The 26,216-nt window shown below is 68.8% G+C and carries 29 protein-coding genes and 1 pseudogene; 16 read left to right on the top strand and 14 right to left on the bottom strand.

Annotated features, from left to right (window positions below; all coding sequences use genetic code 11):
* Positions 1-22 precede the first annotated feature (22 nt).
* Together AB5J62_RS08425 and AB5J62_RS08420 are read right to left on the bottom strand one after the other, a co-directional pair.
* Entirely contained in the window at positions 23-241 is a 219-nt protein-coding gene (locus tag AB5J62_RS08425; RefSeq protein WP_370947569.1) for a ferredoxin, read from the bottom strand.
* 6 nt (positions 242-247) lie between these two features.
* Positions 248-1,438, bottom strand: a complete 1,191-nt coding sequence (locus AB5J62_RS08420; RefSeq protein WP_370947568.1) for a cytochrome P450 — start codon at positions 1,436-1,438, stop codon at positions 248-250.
* 115 nt (positions 1,439-1,553) lie between these two features.
* On the opposite strand from AB5J62_RS08420, the gene AB5J62_RS08415 reads away from it, so the two are divergent.
* Positions 1,554-2,138 carry a TetR family transcriptional regulator gene (locus AB5J62_RS08415; protein ID WP_370947567.1) on the top strand — a complete coding sequence of 195 codons (585 nt, stop codon included), beginning with the start codon at positions 1,554-1,556 and terminating at the stop codon, positions 2,136-2,138.
* 160 nt (positions 2,139-2,298) lie between these two features.
* On the top strand, positions 2,299-3,216 hold the full coding sequence (locus AB5J62_RS08410; protein ID WP_370947566.1) for a phosphotransferase family protein: 918 nt from the start codon (positions 2,299-2,301) through the stop codon (positions 3,214-3,216).
* Here the strand turns inward: AB5J62_RS08410 and AB5J62_RS08405 are convergent.
* Together AB5J62_RS08405 and AB5J62_RS08400 are read right to left on the bottom strand one after the other, a co-directional pair.
* Positions 3,207-3,893 (bottom strand): anti-sigma factor, encoded by a 687-nt coding sequence (locus tag AB5J62_RS08405; RefSeq protein ID WP_370947565.1) that lies wholly within the window; start codon positions 3,891-3,893, stop codon positions 3,207-3,209. The two genes, AB5J62_RS08410 and AB5J62_RS08405, sit on opposite strands and share 10 nt — an antisense overlap.
* Positions 3,890-4,783: a DUF1996 domain-containing protein gene (locus tag AB5J62_RS08400; RefSeq protein ID WP_370947564.1), complete on the bottom strand. Its 894-nt coding sequence runs from the start codon at positions 4,781-4,783 to the stop codon at positions 3,890-3,892. Before AB5J62_RS08400 ends, AB5J62_RS08405 begins: the two co-directional genes overlap by 4 nt.
* 266 nt (positions 4,784-5,049) lie before the next feature.
* Between AB5J62_RS08400 and AB5J62_RS08395 the strand changes: the two genes are divergently transcribed.
* Positions 5,050-5,541: a sigma-70 family RNA polymerase sigma factor gene (locus AB5J62_RS08395; RefSeq protein ID WP_370950211.1), complete on the top strand. Its 492-nt coding sequence runs from the start codon at positions 5,050-5,052 to the stop codon at positions 5,539-5,541.
* Between the two features lie 102 nt (positions 5,542-5,643).
* Here AB5J62_RS08395 and AB5J62_RS08390 read toward each other — a convergent pair whose 3' ends face one another.
* The 5 genes from AB5J62_RS08390 to AB5J62_RS08370 are packed head-to-tail and all read right to left on the bottom strand — an operon-like array spanning position 5,644 to position 9,785.
* Positions 5,644-6,834, bottom strand: coding sequence for a histidine kinase (locus AB5J62_RS08390; protein ID WP_370947563.1), 1,191 nt, complete (start codon positions 6,832-6,834; stop codon positions 5,644-5,646).
* Positions 6,831-8,321: a cation acetate symporter gene (locus AB5J62_RS08385; RefSeq protein WP_370947562.1), complete on the bottom strand. Its 1,491-nt coding sequence runs from the start codon at positions 8,319-8,321 to the stop codon at positions 6,831-6,833. The genes AB5J62_RS08390 and AB5J62_RS08385 overlap by 4 nt, the downstream gene beginning before the upstream one ends.
* 4 nt (positions 8,322-8,325) lie before the next feature.
* Complete coding sequence (locus AB5J62_RS08380; protein ID WP_370947561.1) at positions 8,326-8,691, bottom strand: hypothetical protein; 366 nt, start codon at positions 8,689-8,691, stop codon at positions 8,326-8,328.
* A 6-nt stretch (positions 8,692-8,697) separates the two neighbouring features.
* Entirely contained in the window at positions 8,698-9,549 is an 852-nt protein-coding gene (locus AB5J62_RS08375; RefSeq protein ID WP_370947560.1) for a LytR/AlgR family response regulator transcription factor, read from the bottom strand.
* A gap of 17 nt (positions 9,550-9,566) precedes the next feature.
* Positions 9,567-9,785, bottom strand: a complete 219-nt coding sequence (locus AB5J62_RS08370) for a hypothetical protein (protein WP_091294488.1) — start codon at positions 9,783-9,785, stop codon at positions 9,567-9,569.
* Positions 9,786-10,016: 231 nt separating this feature from the next.
* Between AB5J62_RS08370 and AB5J62_RS08365 the strand changes: the two genes are divergently transcribed.
* Both AB5J62_RS08365 and AB5J62_RS08360 read left to right on the top strand, forming a co-directional pair.
* The gene (locus AB5J62_RS08365; protein ID WP_370947559.1) at positions 10,017-10,172 is read left to right on the top strand and encodes a hypothetical protein; all 156 of its coding nucleotides are present in this window, start codon (positions 10,017-10,019) and stop codon (positions 10,170-10,172) included.
* Positions 10,169-11,431 (top strand): annotated as a pseudogene (locus tag AB5J62_RS08360) (molybdopterin-dependent oxidoreductase); the annotation flags it as partial. The gene AB5J62_RS08365 and the pseudogene AB5J62_RS08360, both read left to right, overlap by 4 nt.
* Positions 11,432-11,752: 321 nt before the next feature.
* Here the strand turns inward: AB5J62_RS08360 and AB5J62_RS08355 are convergent.
* From AB5J62_RS08355 to AB5J62_RS08345, 3 genes are read right to left on the bottom strand one after another with little or no spacing between them, the layout of a single operon-like run.
* Complete coding sequence (locus AB5J62_RS08355; RefSeq protein ID WP_370947558.1) at positions 11,753-12,145, bottom strand: CoA transferase; 393 nt, start codon at positions 12,143-12,145, stop codon at positions 11,753-11,755.
* Positions 12,046-12,303, bottom strand: a complete 258-nt coding sequence (locus AB5J62_RS08350) for a hypothetical protein (RefSeq protein WP_370947557.1) — start codon at positions 12,301-12,303, stop codon at positions 12,046-12,048. Before AB5J62_RS08350 ends, AB5J62_RS08355 begins: the two co-directional genes overlap by 100 nt.
* Positions 12,300-15,074 carry an FAD-binding and (Fe-S)-binding domain-containing protein gene (locus tag AB5J62_RS08345; protein ID WP_370947556.1) on the bottom strand — a complete coding sequence of 925 codons (2,775 nt, stop codon included), beginning with the start codon at positions 15,072-15,074 and terminating at the stop codon, positions 12,300-12,302. Before AB5J62_RS08345 ends, AB5J62_RS08350 begins: the two co-directional genes overlap by 4 nt.
* 80 nt (positions 15,075-15,154) lie before the next feature.
* Between AB5J62_RS08345 and AB5J62_RS08340 the strand changes: the two genes are divergently transcribed.
* The 7 genes from AB5J62_RS08340 to AB5J62_RS08310 all read left to right on the top strand — a co-directional run bounded on the left by AB5J62_RS08340 (position 15,155) and on the right by AB5J62_RS08310 (position 21,906).
* Complete coding sequence (locus tag AB5J62_RS08340; protein WP_370947555.1) at positions 15,155-16,321, top strand: GAF domain-containing protein; 1,167 nt, start codon at positions 15,155-15,157, stop codon at positions 16,319-16,321.
* An 11-nt stretch (positions 16,322-16,332) separates the two neighbouring features.
* On the top strand, positions 16,333-16,938 hold the full coding sequence (locus tag AB5J62_RS08335; protein ID WP_370950210.1) for a response regulator: 606 nt from the start codon (positions 16,333-16,335) through the stop codon (positions 16,936-16,938).
* Positions 16,939-17,060: 122 nt separating this feature from the next.
* Positions 17,061-17,873, top strand: coding sequence for an ABC transporter ATP-binding protein (locus AB5J62_RS08330; RefSeq protein ID WP_370947554.1), 813 nt, complete (start codon positions 17,061-17,063; stop codon positions 17,871-17,873).
* A complete protein-coding gene (locus AB5J62_RS08325) occupies positions 17,870-18,634 on the top strand; it encodes an ABC transporter ATP-binding protein (protein ID WP_370947553.1) in 765 nt (254 codons plus the stop codon). The genes AB5J62_RS08330 and AB5J62_RS08325 overlap by 4 nt, the downstream gene beginning before the upstream one ends.
* Positions 18,631-19,509, top strand: a complete 879-nt coding sequence (locus tag AB5J62_RS08320) for a branched-chain amino acid ABC transporter permease (protein ID WP_370947552.1) — start codon at positions 18,631-18,633, stop codon at positions 19,507-19,509. Before AB5J62_RS08325 ends, AB5J62_RS08320 begins: the two co-directional genes overlap by 4 nt.
* Positions 19,502-20,653 carry a branched-chain amino acid ABC transporter permease gene (locus tag AB5J62_RS08315; RefSeq protein ID WP_370947551.1) on the top strand — a complete coding sequence of 384 codons (1,152 nt, stop codon included), beginning with the start codon at positions 19,502-19,504 and terminating at the stop codon, positions 20,651-20,653. Before AB5J62_RS08320 ends, AB5J62_RS08315 begins: the two co-directional genes overlap by 8 nt.
* On the top strand, positions 20,650-21,906 hold the full coding sequence (locus AB5J62_RS08310; protein WP_370947550.1) for an ABC transporter substrate-binding protein: 1,257 nt from the start codon (positions 20,650-20,652) through the stop codon (positions 21,904-21,906). The genes AB5J62_RS08315 and AB5J62_RS08310 overlap by 4 nt, the downstream gene beginning before the upstream one ends.
* Positions 21,907-22,254: 348 nt before the next feature.
* Here the strand turns inward: AB5J62_RS08310 and AB5J62_RS08305 are convergent, their stop codons facing one another.
* On the bottom strand, positions 22,255-23,259 hold the full coding sequence (locus AB5J62_RS08305; RefSeq protein WP_370947549.1) for a Glu/Leu/Phe/Val dehydrogenase dimerization domain-containing protein: 1,005 nt from the start codon (positions 23,257-23,259) through the stop codon (positions 22,255-22,257).
* A 110-nt stretch (positions 23,260-23,369) separates the two neighbouring features.
* On the opposite strand from AB5J62_RS08305, the gene AB5J62_RS08300 reads away from it, so the two are divergent.
* The 3 genes from AB5J62_RS08300 (at position 23,370) to AB5J62_RS08290 (ending at position 24,383) form a co-directional block, all read left to right on the top strand.
* The gene (locus AB5J62_RS08300; protein WP_370947548.1) at positions 23,370-23,840 is read left to right on the top strand and encodes an Lrp/AsnC family transcriptional regulator; all 471 of its coding nucleotides are present in this window, start codon (positions 23,370-23,372) and stop codon (positions 23,838-23,840) included.
* Between the two features lie 139 nt (positions 23,841-23,979).
* The gene (locus AB5J62_RS08295) at positions 23,980-24,243 is read left to right on the top strand and encodes a hypothetical protein (protein WP_370947547.1); all 264 of its coding nucleotides are present in this window, start codon (positions 23,980-23,982) and stop codon (positions 24,241-24,243) included.
* 17 nt (positions 24,244-24,260) lie between these two features.
* Positions 24,261-24,383, top strand: a complete 123-nt coding sequence (locus AB5J62_RS08290; protein ID WP_370947546.1) for a hypothetical protein — start codon at positions 24,261-24,263, stop codon at positions 24,381-24,383.
* Here the strand turns inward: AB5J62_RS08290 and AB5J62_RS08285 are convergent.
* Complete coding sequence (locus AB5J62_RS08285; protein ID WP_370947545.1) at positions 24,380-25,003, bottom strand: YigZ family protein; 624 nt, start codon at positions 25,001-25,003, stop codon at positions 24,380-24,382. The genes AB5J62_RS08290 and AB5J62_RS08285 overlap by 4 nt on opposite strands.
* A gap of 70 nt (positions 25,004-25,073) precedes the next feature.
* Between AB5J62_RS08285 and AB5J62_RS08280 the strand changes: the two genes are divergently transcribed.
* Entirely contained in the window at positions 25,074-25,634 is a 561-nt protein-coding gene (locus tag AB5J62_RS08280) for a dienelactone hydrolase family protein (protein WP_370950209.1), read from the top strand.
* Positions 25,635-26,216 lie beyond the last annotated feature (582 nt).

The raw sequence follows: 26,216 nt of genomic DNA, 5'->3' as shown, positions 1-26,216 counted from the left end.
GGCCGTACCACTCACGACCTTTTCAAGGCCTGGGCCCGATTTCTTCGCCTGCCGCGTTGGCGACGGCGATGGCCATCGCCGGGCAGGAGTCGGCCGCGTCGAGGAGCAGCTCGTCCTCGGCGACTTCGGCGGTACGCGCGGTGGCCGTCTCACCGGTGAGTTCGAACCATTCGGGCGCCAGCGCGGCGCACATGCCGGAGCCGATGCAGGTGTGCGCGTCGACCTCAAGATGCCAAGTCACAGATAATCACCATCCCACCGGCATTCTACGAGGAGACCGCACCAGCCTTTGCGTTTTCCACTCGATTTCGCCGATGAGGTGGAGATCGGGCATCTTGGTGAGCAGCGCGCGCAGCGACTCCTGCAGCTCGATGCGGGCCAGCTGCGCGCCGAGGCAGTGGTGGATGCCGTGGCCGAAGCCGAGGTGGTGGTTGTGCTCGCGGTCCAGCCGCAGCGTGTCCGGGTCCTCGAAGCGGCGCGGGTCGCGGTTGGCGGGCCCGACGGCGCCGAGCACGGCCTCGCCCTTCTTCACCACGACACCGCCGATCTCGATGTCCTCGGTGGCATAGCGGGAGAAAGTCGCGCCCGCGCCGAGCGGCACGTACCGCGTGAGCTCCTCGACCGCGCTCGGGATCAGCTCCGGTTCGGCCAGCAGCCGCTTCCACTCCTGCGGATACTCGAGCAGCACGTAGACGAAGTTGGGGATTTCCGACGCCGTCGTCTCGTGGCCGCCGATGAGCAGGCCGACGCACATGTCGACCAGCTCCAGCTCGGTCAGCCGGTCGTCGACGTCACGGGCCTGGATGAGCGCGGACATCAGGTCGTCGCGCGGGTTCTCGCGGTGGTCGGCGATGAACTCGGCCAGGTACTCACGCAGGCCGTTGCGGTTGGCGACGGCCTCTTCGACGGTCAGCTGGGCGGTCGAGAGTGACGCGTCGCTCCACTTGCGGAACTTCGGGCGGTCCAGGTCGGGGACGCCGAGCAGCTCGGTGATGACCGCGACCGGCAGCGGCAACGCGTAGTCCTCGACGAGCTCGCCGGTGTTGCCCTTCTCGATCAGGTCGTCGAGCAGGCCCTCGGCCAGGTCGCGCACCCACGGCCGCATGTTCTCGACGCGGTGCATGGTGAACGCCTGCGCCACCAGCCGCCGCAGCCGGGTGTGGTCGGGCGGGTCCTCGGCGAGGATCCCGGTTTCCAGCGCGGTCGGGAACATCCTCGGCGGGTCGTTCTGCTTGGCCAGTGCCCGGGAAAACCGCTTGTCGCCGAAGACCTGCCGCACATCCGCGTAGCGCGTCGCGAGCCAGCCTGGCTCGCCGAACGGCAGCTGGACGCGGATCATCCCGTCGGTGTCACGGGCGGCCGCATAGGCCTCGTTGATGTCGAGTCCCGGGCCGAAATTGAAAGGGTAGGCAACGGGTTCGGGCGGTGTAATACTCACTGGTCACTCCCCGTCACAGCTTGTAAGCAGTTGCTTACAACGCTAGGTCGGGCCATCGGACCGGTCAATGACCCCCCTATGGGTTTAGGGGTTACGGTTTCCCCGGGAGGGGAGAGTGACCGGAGAACCACTGTCGCGTAAGAGAGATGCGGCCGCGACCCGAGAGGCGCTGCTCGACGCCGCCGCCGCGCTCTTCGCCGAGCGCGGTTTCGACCGCACCACGGTGCGGGACATCGCCAGGCACGCCGGCGCGAACCAGGCGCTGCTGTTCCGCTACTTCGGCTCGAAGGAACTGCTCTTCGAGGAGGTCATCGCGCGCGGCGGACGCGAGCAGATCGCGTCCACCCCGCCGGAGCAACTGCTCGAGAAGGCGCTGCGCAGCGTGCTTTCCCCTGAGCTGCACGGAAAAAAGCGCGACCATTCGCTCGAAGCGTTCCTGCGGTCCACCGGCAGCGGCAGCGCTTCGTCACCGATCAGCAGGCAGCTCGGCGACGAGTACGCCAACGCGCTCGCCAAGCTCACCGACGCGGCCGACGCCGAACTCCGCGCCGACCTCATGCTCGCCTGGGTGCTCGGCATCGGCCTCGTCCGCGACATCACCGGCCGCGAACCCCTCGCCAGCGCCGACCCCGACGAGATCTGCCGCCTCGTCCTCCTGGCAAGCCGCGCCCTCCTGGAGCGCAACGAAACCCCCCGATAAAGCAGGCTTTACTCCCCGCGATAAAGCGGGCTTTATCCCCCGCGATAAAGCCCGCTAAACTCCCGGGGATAAAGCAGGCTTTATCCCCGGGAGTAAAGCCCGCTTTATCGCGGGGGATAAAGCTGTCGCTTGGGTGGGAGTTGGGGGCTACGGTCGGGGCATGGGGTTTCCTGCTGCCGGTACTGAGGCCGAGTTCGATGCGCTGACGCGGGAGTCGTTGCTGCCGTCGGTACGGGAGTTGCTCGGGGTGTTGGGGCATGGGGAGGAAGTGGTTCCGTTCGAGGACGGGTCGCTTCCGGTGTACGCGGTCGGCGAGAAGCTCGTGCTCAAGCTGTTCCCGCCGGTGCACCTGGGCGAACTCGCGACCGAAACCGGGGTGCTGCAAGCGGTGCACGGCCGGTTGCCGATACCGACGCCCGGCGTCGAGCAGGCGGGCGAGCACGAGGGCTGGGGTTACGTCCTGATGGAACGTCTGCCCGGCCAGACGCTCAGCGCCGCTTGGCCACGCCTGTCCACTGAGGACCGCCGCTCTCTCGCGCCACGGCTCGGCGAAGCGCTCGCCGCGTTGCACACGGTCGAAGCGCCGCCTGGGATCGGCCCGGCGAGCTGGCCCGATTTCCTGGCCGGGCAAAGAGAAAACGTACTCGAACGGCACCGCGCCACGAAGCTGGACGAGGCCTGGGTCGAGCAGATCCCGGGGTTCCTCGACAGCGTCGACCTCGGCGACCCCCGGCCCGTGCTGCTGCACACCGAGTTCATGCGCGACCACATCATGGTCACCGAAGACGACGGCCGGTGGCGGATCTCCGGCCTCTTCGACTTCGAACCGGCCATGCGCGGCGCGGCCGAGTACGACTTCGTCGGTGTCGGACTGTTCGTCTCGGGCGGCGACAAAGCGTTCCTCGGCGACTTGCTCCGAGGCTATGGCTCAACCCCTGACAAGGCTTTCGAGCGCCGCTGCCTCGCGTACGGCCTGCTGCACGTCTACAGCAACCTGCGCTGGTGGCTGAGCCTGCTGCCGTCACCGCCCACGCCCACCTTGGACGCGCTCGCGGCGACCTGGTGGGCTCACAGCTGAGCGGCCACCATCGTCCGGCCGTCGAAGGTGGCGATCTCGACCGACGCGACCTGGTCCATCGGGACGAGCGCGGTGCCGTCGACGTTGCTGCCCACCCGTTCGGCGTCCGGCGAGACCAGCCAGCTCCCCGCGACGACGCGTTCACCCGACCGGGAAACGACCACCATGCGGCACTTCTCGCCCGATTTGATCCCGGCGGCGCCCAGGTTGACGCGCACCCAGCCCGCCGCGGGCTCGACCCGCAACGTCATCCGCGCGCCGCTCGCCTGGTCGGTCACCGAGGCGACCTTGGTGCCCGCCGCCGGCGGCGCGTTCAGCTGAGCCGGGGGTGCGGGCGCCGGCGCGGCGATCTGCTCGGTCGGCGCGGTGCCGCGGCCCAGCAGGAGTCCGCCGATCGCCGCGACCACGATCGAGGCCGCGACCAGACGGCCAGGCGTGAAGAAACGGGAGCGGGTACGGCGCTCCAGCCGTCGCAGCACTAGTTCGTCTTCCGGAGGGCCGTCCAGAAAGGCTTCGTCCGGAACAGCGCCGAGCATCACCTGGATTTCGCGCAGTTCCTCCACCTCCAGGGTGCAGGCCGCGCACGCGGCGAGGTGGGCTTCGACGGCCTTGGCCTCGGCCGGGTCGAGCTTGCCGAGCACGTAGACGCCGAGCGAGTCCGTGTCGTGTGTGTTCATCGCCGCCCCCCATTGAGCTGCGCCACCAGTGCCGCCATCTGCTCGTCGGTCATCACGTTCGCGAAGTCGGAATGATCGGTGCCGGGATTCTGCCGCTGCTCCGGGAAGGAGTCGATGGCGAACTTCGCGCCCTGCGGCACAGCGTAGGAGACTTCGACGCGCAGCCGCGGGATCGCGAACGTCCTGGCCGGGCAGACGCCGGCCGGATCGGCGAACGCCAGGTGCGATCTGTGGTTGGCGCTGTCGGTGTTGCGGCCGTCCCAGCAGCCGGGGAAGTCGAAGATCCGGACCACGCTCGCGCCGCTCGGGCAGACCGGGTACTTGGTCTGCACCCGGTCTTCGAGGCCGGAACACGTCCACTTCGCCGGTGACGGCGTCCGTTCGGTGAACGCGCGCGGGGCGCCCGTGCTCATCCGCAGGAACCGCGGCATGCCGACCACCGGCCCGGCGGGGCTGCCCCGGTAGCTGATGGCGACCGAGGACGGCGGGACCGGCGGCGCGCCGAGGTCGTGCCCGTGGCCGCCGGACAGCCGCAGCACCGGCCAGTAGTAGGTCGACCGGTTGCCGTCGGGACAGGTCGTCTCGGCGGCGGCGAGGCTGGCGTCGGTCGACATCGCGTTGGTCGACACGTTGCCGACGTACTCGTGCTCGTGGTGCGCCGCGCCCGGCTGGCCGGGGGTGGCGATGAAGTTGTCCACGTTGCGATGACCGTTGGCGTTGGCGCCGCAGTCGGCCTCGACCACCTTGGCCGCCGCGTACGCGGGCGCCGGGGCGGGCGCCGTGCTCGGCAGCTCGGCGTAGTCCTGCGCCAGCGGGCCCTCGGGGGCCGCCGAACAGCCCGCGAGCACCCCTGCCACGGCCAGTCCCAGCGCGATGCACCTCAACCTCATGTCAGTGACACGGCCACGAACCCCTTTCGGGTTCACCTTTGGGCTGATCAATACCTATTTCCGACCGTCCATCCGTTCGCCGGACGCCGCCCGTCCGCAGAACTCGCGCTTCCGGCGGCTCGTCTCGGATTCCCTTCATCAGCGTACCGACGTGACGTTCGTCTCCCTACCTTCAAAACGTGACCGGTCAGAGTGTCCGGCGGGACCGTTGGAGGGGTTCTCCCGTGCCGCACCTGAAGATGGACTCAGCCACCCTTCGCGAAGTGATGGACGAACATGAAGCCGCGCTGCGCCGCTACGTGCGCAAGCTGACCGGCACGGACGTCCAGCTCGCGGAAGACATCGTCCAGGAGACGCTGCTGCGTGCCTGGCAGCGGCCGGAGGCGCTGACCACCCGGCACACCTCGATCCGCCCCTGGCTCTACACGGTGGCCCGCAACCTCGTCTGCGACCACTGGCGCGCCCGCAAGGCCAGGCCGCTCGAGGTCGACGACACCGGGCTCGACACCGTCGCGGTCGCCAAGGACGAAATCGCTTCCGTCGAACTGACCCACGCCATGCGTGAGGCCATGGACAGGCTGCGGCCAGAACACCGGGCGGTTCTGGCCCAGCTGTACTTCCGCGACCTGTCGATCAAGGACACGGCTCGCGAGCTCGGCATCCCGCTGGGCACGGTCAAGTCCCGGACGTACAACGCCTTGCGCGCGCTGCGCCAGGCCGTCGAAGAACTGGGGTTGACTGTTTCACCCAATAGGTAAGAACCTTGCCAAAGGGCCAGACGTGGAGGAGAGCATGACGGTGCGCATCCAGACAGAGCTCAGCCACGTGAACAAGCCTGCTCGCAAGGCCCGATGGCGCTTTCACCTGGGCCCGACGCCCGATCGGTACTTGGGGACGCGGACGTGGACCTTGGTGCCTGCGCCGGGCGCGGTCTCGACGACCAATCCGAACGCGTCGCCGTAGACCTGACGAAGTCTGTCGTCGATATTGCCGAGGCCGATGCCCGCGGTCTCGTCGACTTCGCCGGCGAGTATCCGGCGCGCTTGGTCGGGTTCCATGCCGGAGCCGTCGTCCTCGACGAAGATGTGGGCTTCGGAGCCGACGTCCTCGGCGACGATCGTGAGGTGCCCGGTGCCCGCTTCGCCGTCCATGCCGTGGCGGACGGCGTTCTCGACGAGCGGTTGCAGGCAGAGGAACGGCACGTTCACCGGCAGCACCTCGGGCGCGATGCGCAGCGTCACCTTGAGGCGGTCGCCGAACCGGGCCCGCTGCAGCGTCAGGTACTGCTCGATGGACCGCAGTTCCTCGCCGAGTGTGGTGAAGTCGCCGTGGCGGCGGAACGAGTAGCGGGTGAAGTCGGCGAACTCGATGAGCAGCTCTCGCGCGCGCTCGGGGTTGGTGCGCACGAAAGACGCGATCACCGTCAAAGAGTTGTAGATGAAATGCGGCGAGATCTGCGCGCGCAACGCCCGCACTTCGGCTTCGAGCAGCCGCCGCTTCGACCGGTCCAGTTCCGCGAGTTCGAGCTGCCCTGATGCCCAGCGCGCGACCTCGTTGGTCGCCTGGACGAGCGCGGCGGACGCGGTGGAGCTGTAGACGGTGATGGCGCCGACCACATGTTCGTCGACGGCGAGTGGCGCGACGACGGCGTAGCGGATCGGGCAGTCGGGTTCGGCGCAGCCGAGTTTGTCCCTGCTGAAGACCTGGGGCCTGCCCGATTCGAAGACGGTCTTGGCGAGTTCGGCGGTCACCTCGCCGTGGCAGTCCTGGCGGATCCCGTCCCAGGCGAGGAGCCGGGTCTCGTCGGTGATCGCGAGCGCGGGCGTGTCGAGCAGGGTCCGCAGATGCCGGGCGGCCTTGCGCGCTGTCGCCGGTACCAGGCCCGCGCGCAGCGGCGGCGCGGCCGACCAGGCCGTGTGCAGTGTTTCGAAGGTCGCGCGTTCGGCCGCGGTGCCGAGCCGTGAGCCGGACCGGGTGGCGTAGCGGCCGACGATCAGCATCGCGGCGACGGCGACCGCGGCACCGCCGAGCGCGCTCAGGAAGATCGTCATGCGCGTTTGTTCCCTTCCAGCAAGCTTTCGGGCAGGTGCAGCCGCGCGAGCATGCGTGCCGCGCCCGGTGCGCGGTGCTGCGGGGTGAGCAGTGAGACCACGACCATCACGCCGAACCCGAGCGGCACGCTCCACGCGGCAGGCCACGCGAGCAGGGTGTGCAGCAGGCCGGTTTCCGGCCCGCGGGCGATGGTCACCGCGCCGGCGACCAAGGCGGAGCCGCCGCCGGTGATCAGCCCGGCGGCGGCGCCGACCGAGGTCAGTTTCCGCCACCAGATGCCGAGCACCAGCAGCGGGCAGAACGAGGACGCGGCGACCGCGAACGCGAGCCCGACGACGTTCGCCGCGGGCAGTCCGGGCACCAGCAAGGTGATCGCGAACGGCACCGCGGCGGCCACGATCGTCGCCAGCCGGAACGCGCGGACGTTGCGCGCGCCCGACAGCACGCCCGCGACCGACACCATGAGTCCCGAGGAGGTCGACAGGAACGCCGCGAAGGCGCCACCGGCGAGCAGCGCGCCGAGCAGGTCGCCGCCGACACCGCCGATCATCCAGCGCGGCAGCAGCAGCACGATCGCGTCGGTGTTGCCGTCGGAGGGGAGATTCGGGTTGTACATCCGGCCGAGCGCGGCGTACACCGGCGGCATCACGTAGAAGATGCCGAGCAGTGCCAGCACGACGACCGTGGTCCGGCGCGCCTCGCGGCCGGAGGGGTTGGTGTAGAAGCGGACGACCACGTGCGGCAGTCCCATGGTGCCGAGGAAGGTCGCGATCATCAGCGCGTAGATGACGTAGACCGGGTATTCCTGCATGCCGTTGAACGGGGAGAACCGATCGGTTTCGGAGCCGAGGCCGCCCTCGGGCTTGGGTTTGCCGTGCATCAGCCACGCGCACACCAGGAAGATCAGCGGCACGGCCAGCGCGGTCAGCTTGAACCAGTACTGGAACGCCTGCACGAAAGTGATCGACCGCATTCCACCGGCGACCACGTTGCTGACCACGACGACCACCACGAGCAAGCCGCCAGCCCATTTCGGCGCACCCGTGACCGTCGCCAGCGTGAGGCTCGCGCCCTGCAGCTGCGGGAGCAGATAGATCCAGCCGATCCCGACGGTCAGCACACCCGCGATCCGCCGCACGGTCCGGGATTCCAGCCGTGCCTCGGCGAAGTCGGGCAGCGTGTACGCGCCCGAGCGCCGCAGTGGCGCGGCCACCAGCGCGGCCAGGAAGAGATAGCCGACGGTGTACCCGACCGGGTACCAGAGCATGTCCGAGCCGAACGCGAACAACAGCCCGGCGACACCGAGGAACGAGGCGGCGGACAGATATTCGCCACTGATCGCGGACCCGTTCAATTGGGGCGAAACGGTGCGCGAGGCGACGTAGAAGTCCGAGGTGGTGCGCGAAAAACGCAGGCCGTAGATGCCAATGGACAACGTGGCGAGCACGACCAAGACGACAGCGACGATGCTGTAGGCGTTGTTCAAGGTCTCAGAGCCGATCCACCATCTCGGCGAACTCTCGTTCTTTTCGCTCGGCGCAGCGCGAGAGGATCCACGCGACGAGCACGACGAGCGGATACACGAGCACCCCGAGCAGCAGCCACGGCAGCCCGACGCCGAACAGCCGGACGTCGCGGACCGCCGGGAAAATCCAGAACAGCGCCGGAATCGCGGCCAGCGTCCCGCCGACCGCGAGACACACGGTGAGCCCGAGCCGCAACTGCGCGCGGATCAGCGAGCCGACGTACAGCCCGCCGATGTCGGTCTCCTCGTCGATCTCCTGCCGCACCGGATACTGCCGAGGCTTGGCCGAAGCGGTGGATCTGGTGACGGTGACCCGTTTGCGCTCGTTCATCGCCGCTCACCCGTTCCGCGTGTTGACCCTGGCCTGCCTGACGAGGACGTCGCGCAGCTGCTTCGCGTGCCGCCTGCTGACCGTGAGCAGCGTCCCGCCGACCCGCACGGTCACCCGGCCCGCGTTCACGTGCAGCTCGTCGACGTACTTCAGCGCGACCAGATGACTGCGATGGATACGGAGGAAACCGAGGTCACGCCAGCGTTCTTCGAGCGCGGTGAGCGCGGAGCGGACCAGATAACTGCCCTGCGCCGTGTGCAACCGCGCGTAGTCGCCGTCGGCTTCGGCGAACCGGACCTCACCCAGTTTGACGAACCGGGTCAGCCCGCCGACCTCGACCGGGATGGTGTCGTCCTCGGACTCGCCGGGTGGTTCGGGCGCCGCCGGTTCGACATGGTCGCCGCGTTCGGCGACCGCGTGCAGCACCCGGTGCACGGCTTCGGCGAACCGTTCCTGGCGAACGGGTTTGAGCAGATAGTCGACCGCGTTGAGCTCGAACGCCTCGACCGCCGAGTCGTCGTAAGCCGTGACGAACACGATCGCGGGCGGCTCGGCGAACCGGGAAAGCACGCGTGCGGTGTCGAGACCGTTCAGGCCCGGCATGCGGATGTCGAGGAACAACGCGTCCAGCGGCTGCCCGCTGCCGGTCGCCTGGTGCAGCACCCGCAACGCCTCGGTCGCGTCGGAAACGCCTTCAGCCCACGCGATCCGCGGGTCGGCGCGCAACAGGTACACGAGCTCCTCGAGCACCGGCAGCTCGTCATCGACCGCCAGCACCCGCAAGGTCGGCTGGTAGGGCGGCCTGATTCCCCTGCGTTCGCAGGTGGAACAGAGCTGGGGGCCATTCGCGACCGTCACCCATGGCAGGCTAGTGGTTACTTGACGCGGCGGCCATCAGCCGATCGAACGTCATCGAGCGCCGTCTGCAGCTCGACAAAAGCCTGCTCGGCCCGCCTCGCGGCGAGTTCGATCGACAACGCGGCACCGGCGCCTGCCTGTCGTGAGATCGAGTCCCGCAGCGCCTCGACGTCGTCGGCCCACGCGCTGCCGACGTCGATGAGGGCTTCGAGCCTCTCGACAAGATCCTGTTTCATCCTCCGGCTCCCCTGCCCGTGCACACGTCGCTCCGAAGGGACGTTAGATCACCGGATGCCGCGAAGGACTGCTCCGTTGCGCCGAACCAAGCCCAATGGTCCGGAGCAGTCGACGAACGGGCGAGCGGTCCCGATCATGCCGTTCACATGCTGGTCCATCCCGAATCGTGAACCTTCTTCGGATCGCAACCGTGCAGTAGTCGAACGCTGACCCTGCGAGAGGAAGACGCCATGACCCCGATCGGGACGACCTGGATCATTCCGGCACTCCGCCACGAGCCCGACCCGGCTTTGTGCATGCTGGACAGCGGCAAAGGGCACAGACGAGTGAACACGAGCGGGCTGGCCGCGCGGCCGGTCGGCTCGGTGATGCGGAGACTCGCGTGAACGCACCGGACCGCGTCATCGCCGGGCACTGCCGCCCGGTTAGCAGCAGACTGAGCACGCCGCTGCGCCGGATTTCCGGCAGGAAGGGCTCGCGCGAATCGGAATTCGAACCGATCTCATGGGACGAGGCCCTCGCGGTGGTCGCGGCGCGACTGCTGGCTCTGCGCGACGAGGGCGAAGCACGGTCGATCGCCACCTGGACCTCGGGCAGCCGGGCACACGGGACGGGTTCGCTGATGTCGAGGCTGTTCGCGCTGCTCGGCAGTCCCAACGGGCCGGGCATGGTCGATCCCGGGAGCGCGGCGCTCGCTTCGGCGTTCGGACTGGGCACGCTGACCAACGGCTACGGCATCGACGGCGCCACCGGGCGGCACGATCTCGGTTCGTCGGATTACCTGTTGTTCCTCGGCACGAACCAGGCGCAGACGCATCCGCTCGTCTTCGACTATCTGCGCCGCGAGCGGGCCAAGCTGGTCGTCGTCGATCCACGCCGCACGCCGACGGTGGCCGCCGCCGACGAGTGGCTCGCGCCGCGTCCGCACACGGATCTGGCGCTGGTGCTCGGCATGCTGTCGCACATCATCACCACCGGCAGGCAGGACCGCCGGTTCGTCGCGCACTGGGTGACCGGGTTCGAGGAGCTGCGCGATCACCTGCGCGACCACGGCTACACGCCGGACTGGGCGGCGAAGGTCACCGGGCTGCCCGCCGACGCGATCCGGCGCGTCGCCGAGGAGTACGCCGCCGCGGACCGTGCGGCCATCTTCTGCGACGCGGGCGTCTCGCGGCAGCGCGGCGCGTTCGACGCCTACCGGGCGTTGACGTTCCTTGCCGCGGTGACCGGGAACATCGGGGTGCCGGGTGGTGGCTGCAACTTCACGCACCACACCTGGCCGGGAGAACTGCGGCTGCCGCCGCTGACCGTGGCGGTTCCGCCGACGCCGCCACCGCTCCCGCCCGGCCCGGAGCCGGTGCTCACCGGCAGGCCGTACCGGGTGCGCGCGCTGTTCACCCAAGGCAATCCGCTGCAAACGGTCACCGAAAGCGCGCGAGTGCGCCAAGCGCTGCGCGAGGTCGAGTTTTCGGTCCACATAGGTCTTTCCATGGACGAGATCGCGTATCACGCCGACGTGATCCTGCCCTCGTGCGGCGAGCTGGAGTTCGAGGGCGTGTACCGGCACCGCGACGACCGGGCCGTGCGCTGGCAACGGCAGGCGGTGCCACGCGCCGGACTGTCCCGGCCGGACTGGGAGATCTGGATCGGGCTGGCGCGGGCACTCGGCGACGCGGACGGCCCGCACTGGCACGAGGCGTTTCCGTTGGCGTGGCTGGATTATCCGACGCTGTGGGCGGAGTTCGTCGCACACACGCCGGGGATGGGCGGCATGACACAGGCACGGCTGCAAGCACTCGGCGAGCCGCTGCGGTGGCCGTGTCCGACCGACGGGCACCCCGGGGTCAGCGCGTTGTACTCGGACCATCCGTCCTGGTACGAGGCGGCGGCCGCGCTGGGCGCGCCCGGCAAGAGGTTCCTCACCGCGAGCGGGAAGGTCGAATTCGTGAACGCAGGCACTCCGCGGCTACCGGTCTTCGGGCAGCCCGAGCTCCGCCCTGATCGCGGCCGAATGCTCCCCCAGATCCGAAACGGGATCCAGTCTCGGCCGTCTGCCGGGCACGTCGACCGGTGGCAGGAGAGCGGTGACCTCACCCCTGGGCGTACCGACGTCGGCCCAGCGCCCCCGCGCGGCGAGCTGCGGATGCGCGGCGAACTCGGCCATCGTGCGCATTCTGGCGTTGGCTACGCCGGCCGTGTCCAGACGACGTTCCACCTCAGCCGATGAGCGCCCGGCGAGCGCCAGCTCGATCAACCCGGTCAGCTCCTCGTCGTGCGCGACCCGCGCGGGATTCGTCGCGAACCGGGCATCCGTGGCCAGATCCGCCCGGCCCAGCACGGCTTCGCACAGCGCGCCCATTCGCCGAACGCGTCGAGCATGGCGACGTCGAACGTCGTGCCCTTGCCGGTCCGTTCGCGTTCGTAGTCGCCGGTGCCCGGCCGTTCGATCTTGATGACCCTGGCGCCGAGGTCGGCCAGCGGGAGCTGGCTCTCGTTCGTCCCCTCACCGACGATCACTTCTCCCCCGGCCGCAGCGCTTGCCTCAGCAGTTCGGCCAGATGGACCGCACGCCGGTCGGAAAGCTGGTCGAGCTGGGTGCGGCAGCTGAAACCGTCCGAGACGACGACCGTTTCGGGTGAGGCGGCGCGGACGGCCGGGAGCATGCGGTCTTCGGCGCAGGCGACGGAGACGTCGTAGTGGCCGTTTTCGAAGCCGAAGTTTCCGGCGAGGCCGCAGCAGCCGGAGTCCATGGTCGTGTTGCGGATTCCGGCTGCTGCCATCACTTTTTCGTCGGCTTCGAAGCCGAGTACGGCGTGCTGGTGGCAGTGGACTTGAGTGAGCGTGTCGATGCCGAGGTCGGCGAAGTCGGTGTCGGTCAGCAGTTCCGCGAAGGTCTTGGTGCGGGCCGACAGCAGCTCGGCCGTCGGGTCCCCCGGCAGGAGGGCTTTGAGGTCGCTGCGGAACAACGCCGTGCAGCTCGGCTCAAGACCGGCCACCTCGTAGCCCGCTTCTAGATAAGGCTTCACAACGTCCAGGGTGTTGCGCAGCACCCGCTTGGCCATGTCGAGCTGGCCGGTCGACACCCAGGTCAGGCCGCAGCACACGGCCCGATCCGGGATGACGACCTCGTACCCGGCCGCGGTCAGCACCTCGGCCGCCGCGTCGAGCACCTCGGGGGTGAAGTGGTTGTTGAACGAATCCGGCCACAACACCACGCGCCGCTCCCCCGTCGCCCAACGACGTAAGTCCTGGCGTCGCTGGGTGAACGGCTTGGCAAAGCTTGGCAAGTCACGCTCCGCCGCGATTCCGCCTAAGCGCTTAAGCGGCTTACCAAGCACCTTGGTGACGGCGTTCGCGATCCGTGGCATGCGACCGGCGAGTCGTAGCCAGAGCGGGAGCCAGCCCATCGAGTAATGCGAGGCGGGCCGGATGCGGCCTTTGTAGTGCTGGTACTGGAACTCGGCCTTGTAAGTCGCCATGTCGACATCGACCGGGCAGTCGGACAGGCAGCCCTTGCAGGACAAGCACAGGTCGAGTGCGTCGCGGACCTCGTCGGAGCGCCAGCCGTCGGTGATCAGCTCACCGTTGATCATCTCCGCGAGCAGGTGCGCGCGCCCGCGGGTGGAGTCCTTCTCCTCGCGGGTGACGCGATAGCTGGGGCACATCACGCCGGTGGTGCCGGTGTTGCGGCATTTGCCGACACCGACGCAACGTCGCATCGCCTCGTCGAACCGGCCGTGGTCCTCGGGGAAACCGAGGAAGGTCGGCAGGTTCCGCGCGCGCACGCGCAGGTCGGCGTCGACCGGCCGCGGGTTGACCAGGATCCCGGGGTTCATGGTGCCGTCGGGGTCGAACAGCGTCTTGAACCGCTCGAACAGCCCGATTACCGCGGGGCTGTACATCCTCGGCAACAGCTCCGAGCGCGCCTGACCGTCGCCGTGCTCGCCGGAGAGTGAACCGCCGTGCGACGCGACCAAGTCCGCCGACTGTTCGAGGAACGTCCGGAACTGCGCGATCCCCGGCTCGGAGAGCAGGTCGAAATCGAGCCGCATGTGCAGGCAGCCTTCACCGTAGTGCCCATAGACGACACTGTGCCTGCCGTGCTCGGCCATCAGCGCCTTGAAGTCACGCAGGTACGCGCCCAGGTTCTCCGGCGGCACCGCGGCGTCCTCCCAGCCAGGCCACGCCTCCGACCCGTCCGCGAGCCTGGTCGCGAGTCCGGCGCCTTCCTCACGGATCCGCCACAAGCGTTTTTGCGCGGCCGGGTCGGTGAGCACGACCTGCCCGGTGAGCCTGCCCGCGAGCGTGCGCGCGAGTTCGGTGGCTCGATGTTCGGCCTCGCCCGGCTCAGCACCGGCCAGCTCGACGAACAGCCACGCGCCGCCGTCCGGCAAGCCCGCGCGTCGCGTCGTGGGCAGCAGCGCGACCAGCTCGGCGTCGACGCCTTCGACGGTCAGCGGTGACCACGGCAGGATGTCCATGACCGCGTCGGCCGCGGCGATGTCGGAGGGGAAACCCAGCACCGCCAACGCTGTGTGCTGGGGCAGCTCGGCGAGCGACACGGTCGCCTCCAGCACCGTGACACACGTTCCCTCGCTGCCGACGAGCGCTTTCGCGACGTTGAACCCGTTCTCCGGCAGCAGGTGTTCGAGCCCGTACCCGGACACCCGCCTCGGCCACGTGGACAGTTCGGTGCGCAGCAACGCCAAGTTCTCGTCGACGAGTTCTGTGAGCCCGCGGTAGATCCGCCCCCCGTTACCGGGCAGCGTGGCTCGTCGGTCCACTTCGGACGGTGTGGTGGCGCCGACGGTCATCCGGGTGCCGTCGTAGAGCAGGACGTCGAGTTCACGGACGACGTCGACCGTGCGACCCCAGGCGACCGAATGCGACCCGCACGCGTTGTTGCCGATCATCCCGCCGATCGTGCACCGGCTGTGCGTCGACGGATCCGGCCCGAACCGCAACCCATGCGGCGCGGCCAGCGCCTGCAGATCGTCGAGCACGGTCCCGGGCGCGACCCGCGCCAGCCTCCGCGCCGGGTCGAGTTCGAGGACGCCGCCGAAGTACCGCGAGGTGTCGACGATGACACCCGGCCCACACGAGTTGCCCGCGACGCTGGTCCCGCCGCCGCGCGCGATCACCGGAAGCCCCTGCTCACGGCACCGCGCGACCGCCTCGATCACCTCCTCGACGCTCCGCGGGCGCACCACACCGAGCGGCACATGCCGATAATTGGACGCATCGGTCGTGTACAGGGCGAGCGTCGCGGCGTCACGGGTGATCTCCACGGGTCCAGTTAAAACAATTCGGCCCTCGGTCTCCACTCGGGTATGTCCGGATCCGGTCGCTTTGTGTCAAGGTGACCGGCGTGACGGCAAGGGAGCACGTCGCCAGTGATCGCGCCGCCGAGCTCAGCGCCACGCTCGACGGGCTTCTGCGTGAGCGCGAGTCGCTGCTCGCCACGCTGGACCGGGTGGTCGCGCTGCACGGCACCGCACGGCTGATCCGCGAGTCCATCGGCGTCCACTCCGGCTTCGTCGGCGAGCTGGACAAGCCGGGCGAGGCCGTCATCCGCTGGATGTCGGGCAACCGGACCGACGCGCTGCAGAACCTGGTCGTGCCGGTCGGCCAGGGCATCGGCGGCCGGGTGCTGGCGCTGGGCAAGCCGGTCAGGGTCAACGACTACGTCAGCTCGCCGACCATCACCCACCAGTTCGACGCGCAGGTCCGCGGCGAGGGCATCGGCGCGATGCTCGCGGTCCCGATCTTCAGCCGGGTCGGCGATCGGACCGAGACCGTCGCCATCGCCTACGCCGCCATGCGCGAGGCCGCCGAGTTCGGCGACGACGCCGTCCACACGCTCGAACTGGTCGCCCAGCAAGCGGGCACGGCGCTCGAGCTGGCCAAGATCGCCGAGTCGAAGCGCGAGAACGCGGTCTCGGCCGAGCGCCAGCGCATGCAGAGCGCACTGCACGATTCGGTCGGCGCGCTGCTGTTCTCGATCGGCGTCCAGGTGCGGAACCTGCACGAGGACATCCAGGACAACCCGGTGCTCGCGTCCCGGCTCCGCAGACTGGAAGGCGACGTCTCGGCCGCGTCGAGCGCGCTGCGCGAGTCGCTGCTCGCGCTGTCGGAGTCCAGCCCGGAGCGCGCGCTGCCGGTCGAACTCGCCGAACACTGCCGGTCGTTCGAGGCCCGCTGCGGCGTCCCAGCGCGGTTCGTCCAGCTGGCGCCGGTGCCACCGCTGGACGCCGAACGCACCGCGCTGCTCATCTCGGCGGTCCGCGAAGGCCTGCTCAACGTCGAAAAACACGCTCGCGCGTTCTCGGTCGTGGTCAGCCTCCTGCCCAGCGACGACGGGGTGCAGGTCGTCGTCGCCGACGACGGCATCGGCGAGCCGGTCGAGTCACCCGGCACCGGCATGGGCCTGCGCAACCTGGCCGAACGCGCCGCCAGGCTCGGCGGCCGGGTCAGCGTCGTCCGCGACGAGGACGACGGCTGCACGCTCCGCGCCTGGGTCGGACGGCCGGCGTGACCTGGCGCGTCATGGTCGTCGACGACCACCCGGTCGTCCGCGACGGCGTCGCGCTCCTGCTGCGCTCCGACCCGTCGCTGACAGTCGTCGGCTCGGCCGAATCCGGCCACACGGCCATGAGCCGCGTGCTCGAACTCCGCCCCGACCTCATCCTGCTCGACCTGCGCCTGCCCGACATGCTCGCGCCCGAGGTCGTCGGCGAACTGCGCAAACTCCAGCCTGCGGCGCGGATCGTGGTGTTCACCGCGCACGGCGACCACCAGGGCGTGCTGGCCGCGCTCGACTCCGGCGCGCACGGCTGCCTGCTCAAGGACGTCGCGGGCACCGATCTCGTCGCCGCACTGCGCCGCGTCCTGCGCGGCGAGCGCGTGGTCGACCCGCGCATCCTGCCCGACGACGGCCAGCGTTCCGACGCACTCGCCCGCAGCGGCCTGACCCGCCGCGAGTACGAGGTGCTGCGGCTCGCCGCCCAGGGCCAGACCAACCCCGAGATCGCCGAGTCGACCGGCCTCGCCCGCAACACCGTCAAGACGTATCTGCAGTCGGCGCTGCACAAACTCGGCGCACGCAACCGCGTCGAAGCCATCGGCAAAGCCTCGGAAGCCGGGCTCCTCTAGCCCGCTGTGTGTCCGTTTTGTGTCCCTGACCCTCTCCACGTGGGGGTGTTTCGACGTCGAGCCCGAACAGAGGATGACCGCCACCGAGCGGTGACTCGGGTCACACGATCGAAGGAGATCGCTTGCTGAGCGTCCGAGAGCTGCGGGTGCGTTATGGCCGGTCAGTCGCCGCGCTGCACGGCATAGACCTCGACGTCTCGCCCGACGGGGTGATGGCGGTGCTGGGCAGCAACGGGGCCGGGAAGTCGACGCTGTTGCGGGCCATCTCGGGCACCTTGCGCCTGCATCGCGGCTCGATCGCGGGTGGCGACATCCGCTACGACGGCAAGCCGCTCGGCAAGCTCGATCCGGCCGCGATCGTGCGGCTCGGGGTCGTCGGGGTGCCGGAGGGCCGTCAGGTGTTCGCGCGGATGACGGTCGAGGAGAACCTCCGCGCCGGCGGCATCGGCGCCAAGTCGGCCGAGCTGCGCGCGACCGCGCGGCGCCGGGTGCACGAGCTGTTCCCGGTGCTCGCCGAGCGGGCCAAGCAGCGCGCGGGCCTGCTTTCCGGTGGTGAGCAGCAGATGCTGGCCATCGGCCGGGCGTTGATGTCCGGCCCGAAGCTGCTGCTGCTCGACGAACCGTCGCTCGGCCTCGCACCTCAGGTCGTCGACCGGATCGGCAAGATCATCCGCGAGATCCACGCCCAGGGCACCGCCGTGGTGCTCGTCGAGCAGAACGCGGTGATGGCGTTGAACGTCGCCGATCACGCGATCGTGCTCGAAGTCGGCCGCGTCGCGCTCGCCGGGACGACCGCGGAACTCTCGCGCAGCGAGGACGTCCAGCGGCTTTACCTCGGCGGGCACGCGGAATCCCAGGCGACGGCCGACGCGGAAGCCCGCGACGCCGAGATCCAGCGCGCCCGGTCGCGCGGGCTGACGAGGTGGGCCGGATGACGCCGCCGTCGCTGACCATCGAGAACGTGACGCTGAGCTTCGGCGGCATCCACGCGCTCGACGACGTGTCGTTCACCGTCGAACCCGGCTCGCTGCACGCGCTGATCGGGCCCAACGGGGCCGGGAAGTCCAGCTGCTTCAACGTGATCTGCGGTGTCTACCGTGCGAACTCCGGCCGGGTCCGGCTCGGCGACACCGTCCTTTCCGGACTGCCTGCGCACCGGCTCGCCGGGCTCGGCGTCGGCCGCGCGTTCCAGAACGCGGCGTTGTCGCCCGGCTCGACCGTGCTCGACAACGTGATGCTCGGCCGTCATACGCTGACCAAAGGCGGTTTTCTCGCCTGTGGCCTGCGGCTGACCCGCAAGACCGAGCGCAAGCACGCGGCACGCGCCGCCGAGATCTGCGACTTCCTCGGCATCGGCGACCTCGTGCACACCCCGGTCGGCGCGCTGCCGTACGGCGCGATCAAGCGCGTCGACATCGCGCGTGCGCTCGCCGTCGAGCCGGTGCTCCTGCTGCTCGACGAGCCCGCCGCGGGCATGAACGCCTCGGAGACCGCCGAACTCGCGGGCACCATCCGCGAGGTCCGTGACGAGCTCGGCATCTCGATCCTGCTCGTCGAGCACGACATGGGCCTGGTGATGGGCATCGCGGACCGGGTGACCGTCCTCGACTTCGGCAAGCGCATCGCCGACGGCACCCCCGCCGAGGTCCAGGCCGATCCGGACGTCGTCAAGGCCTACTTGGGAGTCGAAGCGTGAACACCTTCCTGCAGCTCTTGGTGAACGGGCTCGGCAAAGGCGCGGTGTTCGCCTTGCTGGCGCTGGGTTTCGTCATCATCTTCAAGGCCACCGAGGTGGTCAACTTCGCGCACGGCTCGCTGGTGCTGTTCGGCGGCTACCTGGTCGTGGTCACCCACGAGGCACTCGGCTGGGTCGGCGCCTCGCTGGTCGGCGTGGTCGGCGCGGGCCTGATCGGGCTGCTGCTCGAACGGCTGTTGCTGTCCCGTTCGCGGAACGCGAGCCCCGACAGTCTCGCGCTGCTGACCATCGGCGTCGACGTGATCATCACCGAGGAGATCGTGCGACGGCTCGGCGTCACCGTGCCGTTCCTCGGCGAGGCATGGGACGCGAAGCCGTTCCAGCTGGGCGGGATCACGCTTTTCCGGACACACGTGGTCGCGCTGCTGGTCGCGACCGTGCTGATCACCGCGTTCACCCTCGCGTTCAAGTACTCCGACTGGGGTGTCGCGATGCGCGCGCAGGCGGAGAACCGCGAAGCCGCCGCGCTGATGGGCATTCGCAGCTCGCGGGTCACCGCCACGGCCTGGCTGGTCGCCGGGCTGCTCGCCGGGGTCGCGGTGCTGTTCATCGCCACCCAGGACTTCTCCGGCGCCGGACTGTCGCGTGGCACGCACTCGATCGCGCTCGCCGCGTTCCCCGCCGCGATCCTCGGCGGGCTCGACTCGACCGCGGGCGCGGTGGTCGGCGGGATCGTGGTCGGCGTCGTCGAAGCACTTTCGGCGCAGTACATCTCTTTTGACTTTTCAAAGAGCGCGGTGTTCCTGGTCATGCTGGTGGTGCTCGTGGTCCGCCCGTCGGGATTGTTCGGAACCAGGGAGAGCACCCGTGTCTGAGACCGCCGTGAAATCACCCGAAGTCGTTTCGGCGCAAGGCAGTCTGCCGAAACGGCCGCTGCGCTGGGTGCGCTTGGCCGCCTGGGTCGCACTGCTCGTCGTCCTGCTCGCACTTCCTCTCTATCTCGACGCCGCCTGGCTGAAAGCCGGGCAGTACATGATGATCGGCGCGGTCGGCGCCATCGGCCTGACCTTGCTGGTCGGGCAGGCCGGGCAGCTTTCCCTGGCGCACGCGTTCTTCTTGCTCGCGGGCGCGACCGGTTACACCGTCCTCGCCGGGCCGACCGACGATCCTCGGGTGACCGGGCTCGGCCTCAGCCCTGAGCTCGCGCTGATCGGCGCGGTCGTGCTCAGCGCCGTGCTGGGCCTGGCGTTCGCCCCGGTCGCCGGCCGGCTCAGGGGTATTTATCTCGGTGTCGCCTCGCTTTCGCTGGTGTTCCTCGGCCTCTACCTCGGGCAGTCCGCGGAGAAACTGACCGGCGGCACGTCCACCGGACGCGCGCCCGCGCAGTTCTCACTGTTCGGCTTCCCGTTCGGCAACGGCGGCCCGCAGATCGAGATCCTCGGTGTGCCGCTGCGCCAGGCCGAACGCGGCTGGTACCTCTTCCTCGCGCTCACGATCATCGCGTTCGTCGTCGCGACCGGCGCGGTCAAGGGCCGCGTCGGCCGGTCCTGGCGGGCGGTGCGTGACAACGAGGCCGCCGCCTCGGTCATGGGCGTCAGCGTCACCCGCGCGAAGGCGGGCGCCTTCGCCGTCTCCTCGGCGTACGCGGGCCTCGCCGGCGCGATGACCGTGCTGTGGTTCGACATCCTCAAGCCGGACGAAAGTGAGTACGGCACATACGGAATCAACATTTCTATCGCCTTTCTCGCGATGGTGATCATCGGCGGCCTCGGCTCGGTGCCGGGCGCCGTGGTGGGCGCGCTGATCGTCAACGGCCTGCCGCAGGTCCTTTCCTTGTATTCGGCCGATCTCGGCTGGTTCACCGGTACCGGCGGCGGTGCGCTCTCCCCCGTTCTCGTCAGTTCCTTCGTCTATGGCGCGGCGATCATCCTCGTCGTGCTGTTCGAACCCGGCGGCCTCGCCGCGATCGGCCGCCGGATCACCGCGCGCACCACCAGAAAAGAGGAGCAGGAACGATGAAACGAGCGCCACTCGCAGCTTCGCTGTCCATGGCCGTGCTGCTGGCCGTCACGGCGTGCAGCACGAAAGCGAACGACTCCGGCTCCTCCGGCTCGGACAACTCTGGTGTCAAGACCGACAAGGGGGTCACCTCCTCGGACATCACTCTAGGCGTGATGACCGACAAAACCGGGGTCTTCAAGAACCTGGGGCTGGGGGTGACCCAGGGAAACGAGTTGTGGGCCAAGGATTTCAACGACGCTGGCGGCGCCTGCGGGCGCAAGGTGAAACTCGAAACCGTCGACCACGGCTACAAGGCCGACGCCGCCAAGACGCTCTATCCGCAGATCGAACCGAAGGTGCTCGGATTCGTGCAGCTGCTGGGTTCCCCGGTCGTCGCGGCACTCAAGCAGAACCTGTCGACGGACAAGCTGACCGCCGCGCCCGCCTCGTGGTCGTCGGAACTGCTCGACAACCCGTACGTGATGATCGTCGGCACCACCTACGACGTCGAGATCATCGACGGCCTTTCCTATTTGCAGGAACAAGGCCAGCTCAAGGACGGCGATCAGATCGCGCACATCTACATCGACGGTGAGTACGGCGCGAACGGCCTGCGCGGCTCGCGGTTCTACGCCGAGAAGCACGGGCTGAAGGTCAAGGAAGTCAAGATCACCTCGACCGACGCGGACCTGTCCAACATCGTCACCGGCCTCAAGGGCGACGGCGTCAAGCTCATCGTGCTGACCACGACGCCCACCCAGACGGGCTCCACTTTGGCTTCCAACAAGGCATTGGGGCTCAACGTCCCGGTGCTGGGCAACAACCCGACGTTCGACCCGGCGCTGCTGAAGAGCCCGGCGGCGGCCGCGCTGGACAAGCTGACCGTGGTCGCCAGCAGTGTGCCGTTCTCCGCGGACATCCCGAAGGCCAAGGAAGTCGCCACGAAGTACAAGGCCGCCTACAAGGAGACCCCCAACGGCGGCACCCCCTACGGCTACGCGGTCGGCGAAGTCTGGGGCACGGTGCTTAAGAAGGCTTGCGAGAACAAGGACCTCACCCGGGACGGCATCCAGGCCGCGCTGAAGCAGACGACGTCGGCCGACACCGGCAACCTGGTCGCGCCCCTGGACTTCTCGAAGCCCGGTGCACCCGCGACCCGCCAGGTCTACGCCGCCGCGCCGGACGCGACGGCCGAGGGCGGCCTGCGCTACGTCAAGCAACTCTTCGCCGCCCCCGAAGCCGCCTCCTACGTCGCGCCCCACCAGAAGTAGGTCGCGAACCAGGCTGGGATAAAGCCCGCTTTATCCCGCGGAGTTTAGCGGGCTTTATCCCGGACACCCTGGCGGCACCTTCACTCCGCAGGGCCTGGACGACCAGGTTTGTATGACGCGAAAGCCGAGTTTGGGACGTCGGGTGGCCCAAACTCGGGTTTCGCATGCATACAACCGCTGGGTAGTGGGGGGCGTAAGCCCTTCAGCGAAGGCACCCTTTGCTTCGCGGGCCAGGCCGGGATAAAGCCCGCTTTATCCCGCGGGGTTTAGCGGGCTTTATCCCGCGGAGTTTAGCGGGCTTTATCCCGCGGAGTTTAGCGGGCTTTATCCCGCGGAGTTTAGCGGGCTTTATCGGCGGAGGCGGTGGTTGGCGAGTGCGAGTGCTCGGGCGAGGGGGGTGCCGGGGCCTGGCAGGATTTCCGCCACCGTGGACTCGATGGTCTCGACGCGGGCCGATGCCGCGGCGTGGTCGAGGCCGTCGACCTCGCGGGCCAGTGTGTAGATGATTCCGCCCGCACTCGCGACGAAATCGGGCACCCAGACGATGCCGCGCTCGTCGAGCAGGTCGGCGACGGAGTCGTCGGTGAGCTGGTTGTTGGCCGGGCCGACGATCAGCGCCACGTCGATCTCGCCCGCCGTCTCGCGGCTCAGCACCCCGCCGACGGCCGCCGGGATGAGCACGTCTGCCTTGACCTGCAAGGCTTTCGCGGGTTCGACCCAGCCCAATCCCGCTTGCCCGGCTGCCGCCCGCTTGGTTTCGTCCACATCGGACACGATGATCTCGGCGCCGTCGATGCCCCGCGCCACCCGTGCGCCCACCGCGCCGTACCCGCTGATCACCACCCGCCGTCCGGCGAGGTTCTCGCTGCCGAAGACCTGCCGCGCGCCCGCGCGCAACGCCGCCAGCACCCCGGCCGCCGTCGGCACGCTCGACGAGCCGACGCCGCCGTGCGACTCCGGCACGCAGAACGCGTACGGCCCCTGCTCACGGAAAACGAGCATGTCCTCCGACCCTGTCCCGATATCGGGGCCCGCCAGATAGGACCCGCCGAACGAAGCGATGAGATCGGCGTGATCGAGCAGCACCGCGCGCCGCAGCTCGGGGGTGAGGGGTCGGTCGTCGAGCGCGATGACGCTTTTGCCGCCGCCGTAGGGGACCCCGGCGACAGCGCACTTGTGACTCATCGCCTTCGCGAGCAGCAGCACATCGTCGATGGCCGCTCCGACCTGCGGATACCGCTTCATCCGGCAGCCACCGATGGCGGGCCCCAGTACCCGTGAGTGCACGGCGACCATGGTGGTGATCCCCGACCGCGCGCCCCGCCTGACGACCAGTTCCTCGTGCTCCCACATACCCGTTCCTCCCGAACAAGAACCAACTCGTGGTGCCAAAGTTAGGTCGTCGAACGGGAATTTAGCGTCGATTCCGAATGATATTCGGCCGGGGTGGTTCGATGGGGTCCATGGACGAACTTGATTCGGCGATCATCCGCGAACTGCAGGCCGACGCTCGGCAGACCAACCGCGACATCGCCCGCAAGGTCGGGGTCGCCCCGTCCACCTGTCTCGAACGCACCCGTCTGCTCCGTGAGCGGGGCGTGATCCGCGGCTATCACGCCGACATCGACCTCGCCGCGCTCAACCGCGGTGTCCAGGCGATGGTGTCCGCCCAGGTCAGGCCGCTGAGCAGGACGGTGATCGACACGTTCAAGAACTCCGTCGCGCAGCTGCCCGAGGTGCTCTCGGTGTTCGTCATCGCGGGCAGCGACGACTTCCTCATCCACGTCAGCGCGCAGGACATCGACCATCTGCACGCGTTCCTGGTCGACCGGCTGAGCCAGCGCAAGGAGATCGTCGGCTTCCGCAGCTCGATCATCTTCCACCACATCGCCAACACCAAGCCGGCACCACTACCGGCCACGAATCCGGGGTAGGGGGCGGACGAGCCCATCCCTTAAACAGACGTTTGTTTACCCCTAAAGAGCCCTCTAGGAGGTGACGCAGGCCACACCGCAGCCAGAAACTGTCGGTGGGACGAAGTTCAATGAAACAGACAGTGGAAGGACCGAGACGATGACACTCAACAATCGCGAAAGGGCCACCCTCACCGCAGTCGCCACCGGCCACGCCGAGATGACCTGCAGCTGCGTTCCCGACCTGTTCGTCGACGGGCTGGCCTGCTGCGACCAGTACACCGCGCACCGGCTGGCCGATCTGGGCTACCTGGCGCCCGCCCGCGACGGCAGACGAGGTGAGCGCGTTCCCGCGCTGCTGACCCAGGCAGGCGCCAACGCGCTGGGCATCGAGTTCGCCGACGAGCTGGCGCTGGCCGCCTGAGCGGGAGGGAGACGGTCATGGCTTTCTTCACGCGCCTCAAAGAACTGGTGGTCTCACTGCTCGGCGAACCCAGCCCGGAGATCCCGGCGCAGGATCGCGGCATCCGCCGTGAGCAGCTGCTCGAAGACGTGCTCGGCTAACCCAGCCAGTCCTCACCGATCTCTTCGGCGGTCGCGGCCCCACCGGTCAGATCCGCCAGCCAAGCTCGGAACCCGTCGAGCTCACCAGCCTTCACACCGACCTCGAACCGGGCCACCTCCTCGTAGCGAATGCCGCTGAGCAGGTACTTCGAAGCCCGCAGGTCGCTCTCGAACCTCCCGGCCGGGCCGTAGTCCATGGTCACCGCCACGAGGTTCAGCCGCTGATACTCACGCACGCCCAGCACGTCGGCCGCCTCGGCCACGGCCTGGCTGTACGCCCTGATGAGCCCGCCCGCGCCCAGCAGCACCCCGCCGAAGTAGCGGGTGACGACCGCGACGGTGTCGGTCAGCTCCCTGCGCTTCAGCACTTCCAGCATCGGCATGCCCGCGGTACCGGCAGGCTCGCCGTCGTCGCTGGATCGCGCGGTGCGCCCGTCCGGCCCGAGCACGAACGCGTGGCAGTGGTGTCTCGCGTCGGGGTCGGCCTTGCGCCGCCCGGCGATGACCTCGCGCGCGGCCTCCACCGAATCGACCGGCGCCAGCGCGCAGATGAACCGCGAGCGCTTGATCTCGATCTCGTGCTCGCCCGCTCGGGCGATGGTCAGGTACCGGTCGGCCACCACCCGAGCCTTCCACGGCGGCCGCGCGGGCGCGCGCCCCGCACCGGCCTACGATCGCCGGGTGGACATCATGCTCTTCCATTCGGCGTACGGGCTGCGGCCCGCGGTGCACGCGGCGGCCGACCGGCTCCGCGCGGCCGGTCACCAGGTGCACGTGCCCGACCTCTACGACGGCCGGACCACCGACACCGTCGAAGACGGGATGAAGATCAAGGACGAGATCGGCACCGACGAACTCCTCCGCCGCGCGATCCACGCCGCCGCGCCCCATTCGCCGGGCGGTCTGCTCTACGCGGGCTTCTCGCTCGGCGCCGCGCTCGCGCAGAATCTTGCGCTGGGCGACGAGAAGGCACGCGGTCTCCTTCTGCTGCACGGCACCTCGGACATCGCCGACGACGCGTCGGTCGACGATCTGCCGGTCCAGCTCCACGTCGCCGACCCCGACCTGTTCGAGCCGGACGACTGGCAGAACGTGTGGTATCGCCAGATCCGCGCGGCGGGCGCGGACGTCGAGGTCTTCCGGTATCCGGGCGCCGGCCACGTCTACACCGACCCGGAGCTTCCGGACTACGACGAAGAAGCCGCCGAAAAGACCTGGCGGATCGCGCTGGGGTTCATCGAGTCGCTCTGACTTCAGTCCACCCCGGACAGAAGAGGCTTGGCTGAGACGGCTTTCCCATGTCCTGCAAGGAAGCGCGGGGTATCCGAGCCGTCACAGCCTGGGGCAGAACGGTTTACGATGCGGCGGATGGCCCAACCGGCCGGCGAACCCCGTGCGTGATCGACTCTGCCATTCGAGCGATCTCGGTACGGTCACGGAAGCCCCAGTAACCCCATCACACCCGCCAGACGCACGTCCGTAAAGGACATCACCGCAGCTCATAGCCCGCGAGTCCACTAGATGACACACTGTGTCCGTACTATGGGCACACTGGCGGGAAGTCAACTAGGGCGTGGCATTTCCCACCCGGACGCGGCGACGTATGTCGATAACAGCGAATTCACACTATCGTCATAAGACCCGGCGAACCCGGGAGTACGACCGCGCGCTCCGACGGCCCCCACCACCCGCGGTTGACGGACGCGTGTCCGGTGCAATGGCGCACCCGAAGTTCAAGGTCACCCAGTGCAGCGTGACCTCGCGATGATGCCTGCCCTGTGTCTCACCGAAGCGGTGGCACGGCGCATCTTCTGTTCTCGACTGACCATCGCG

Origin of the sequence: Amycolatopsis sp. cg5 (assembly GCF_041346955.1) — a bacterium.
Taxonomy (GTDB): domain Bacteria; phylum Actinomycetota; class Actinomycetes; order Mycobacteriales; family Pseudonocardiaceae; genus Amycolatopsis.
This window is presented reverse-complemented; position numbering and strand designations above follow the sequence as displayed.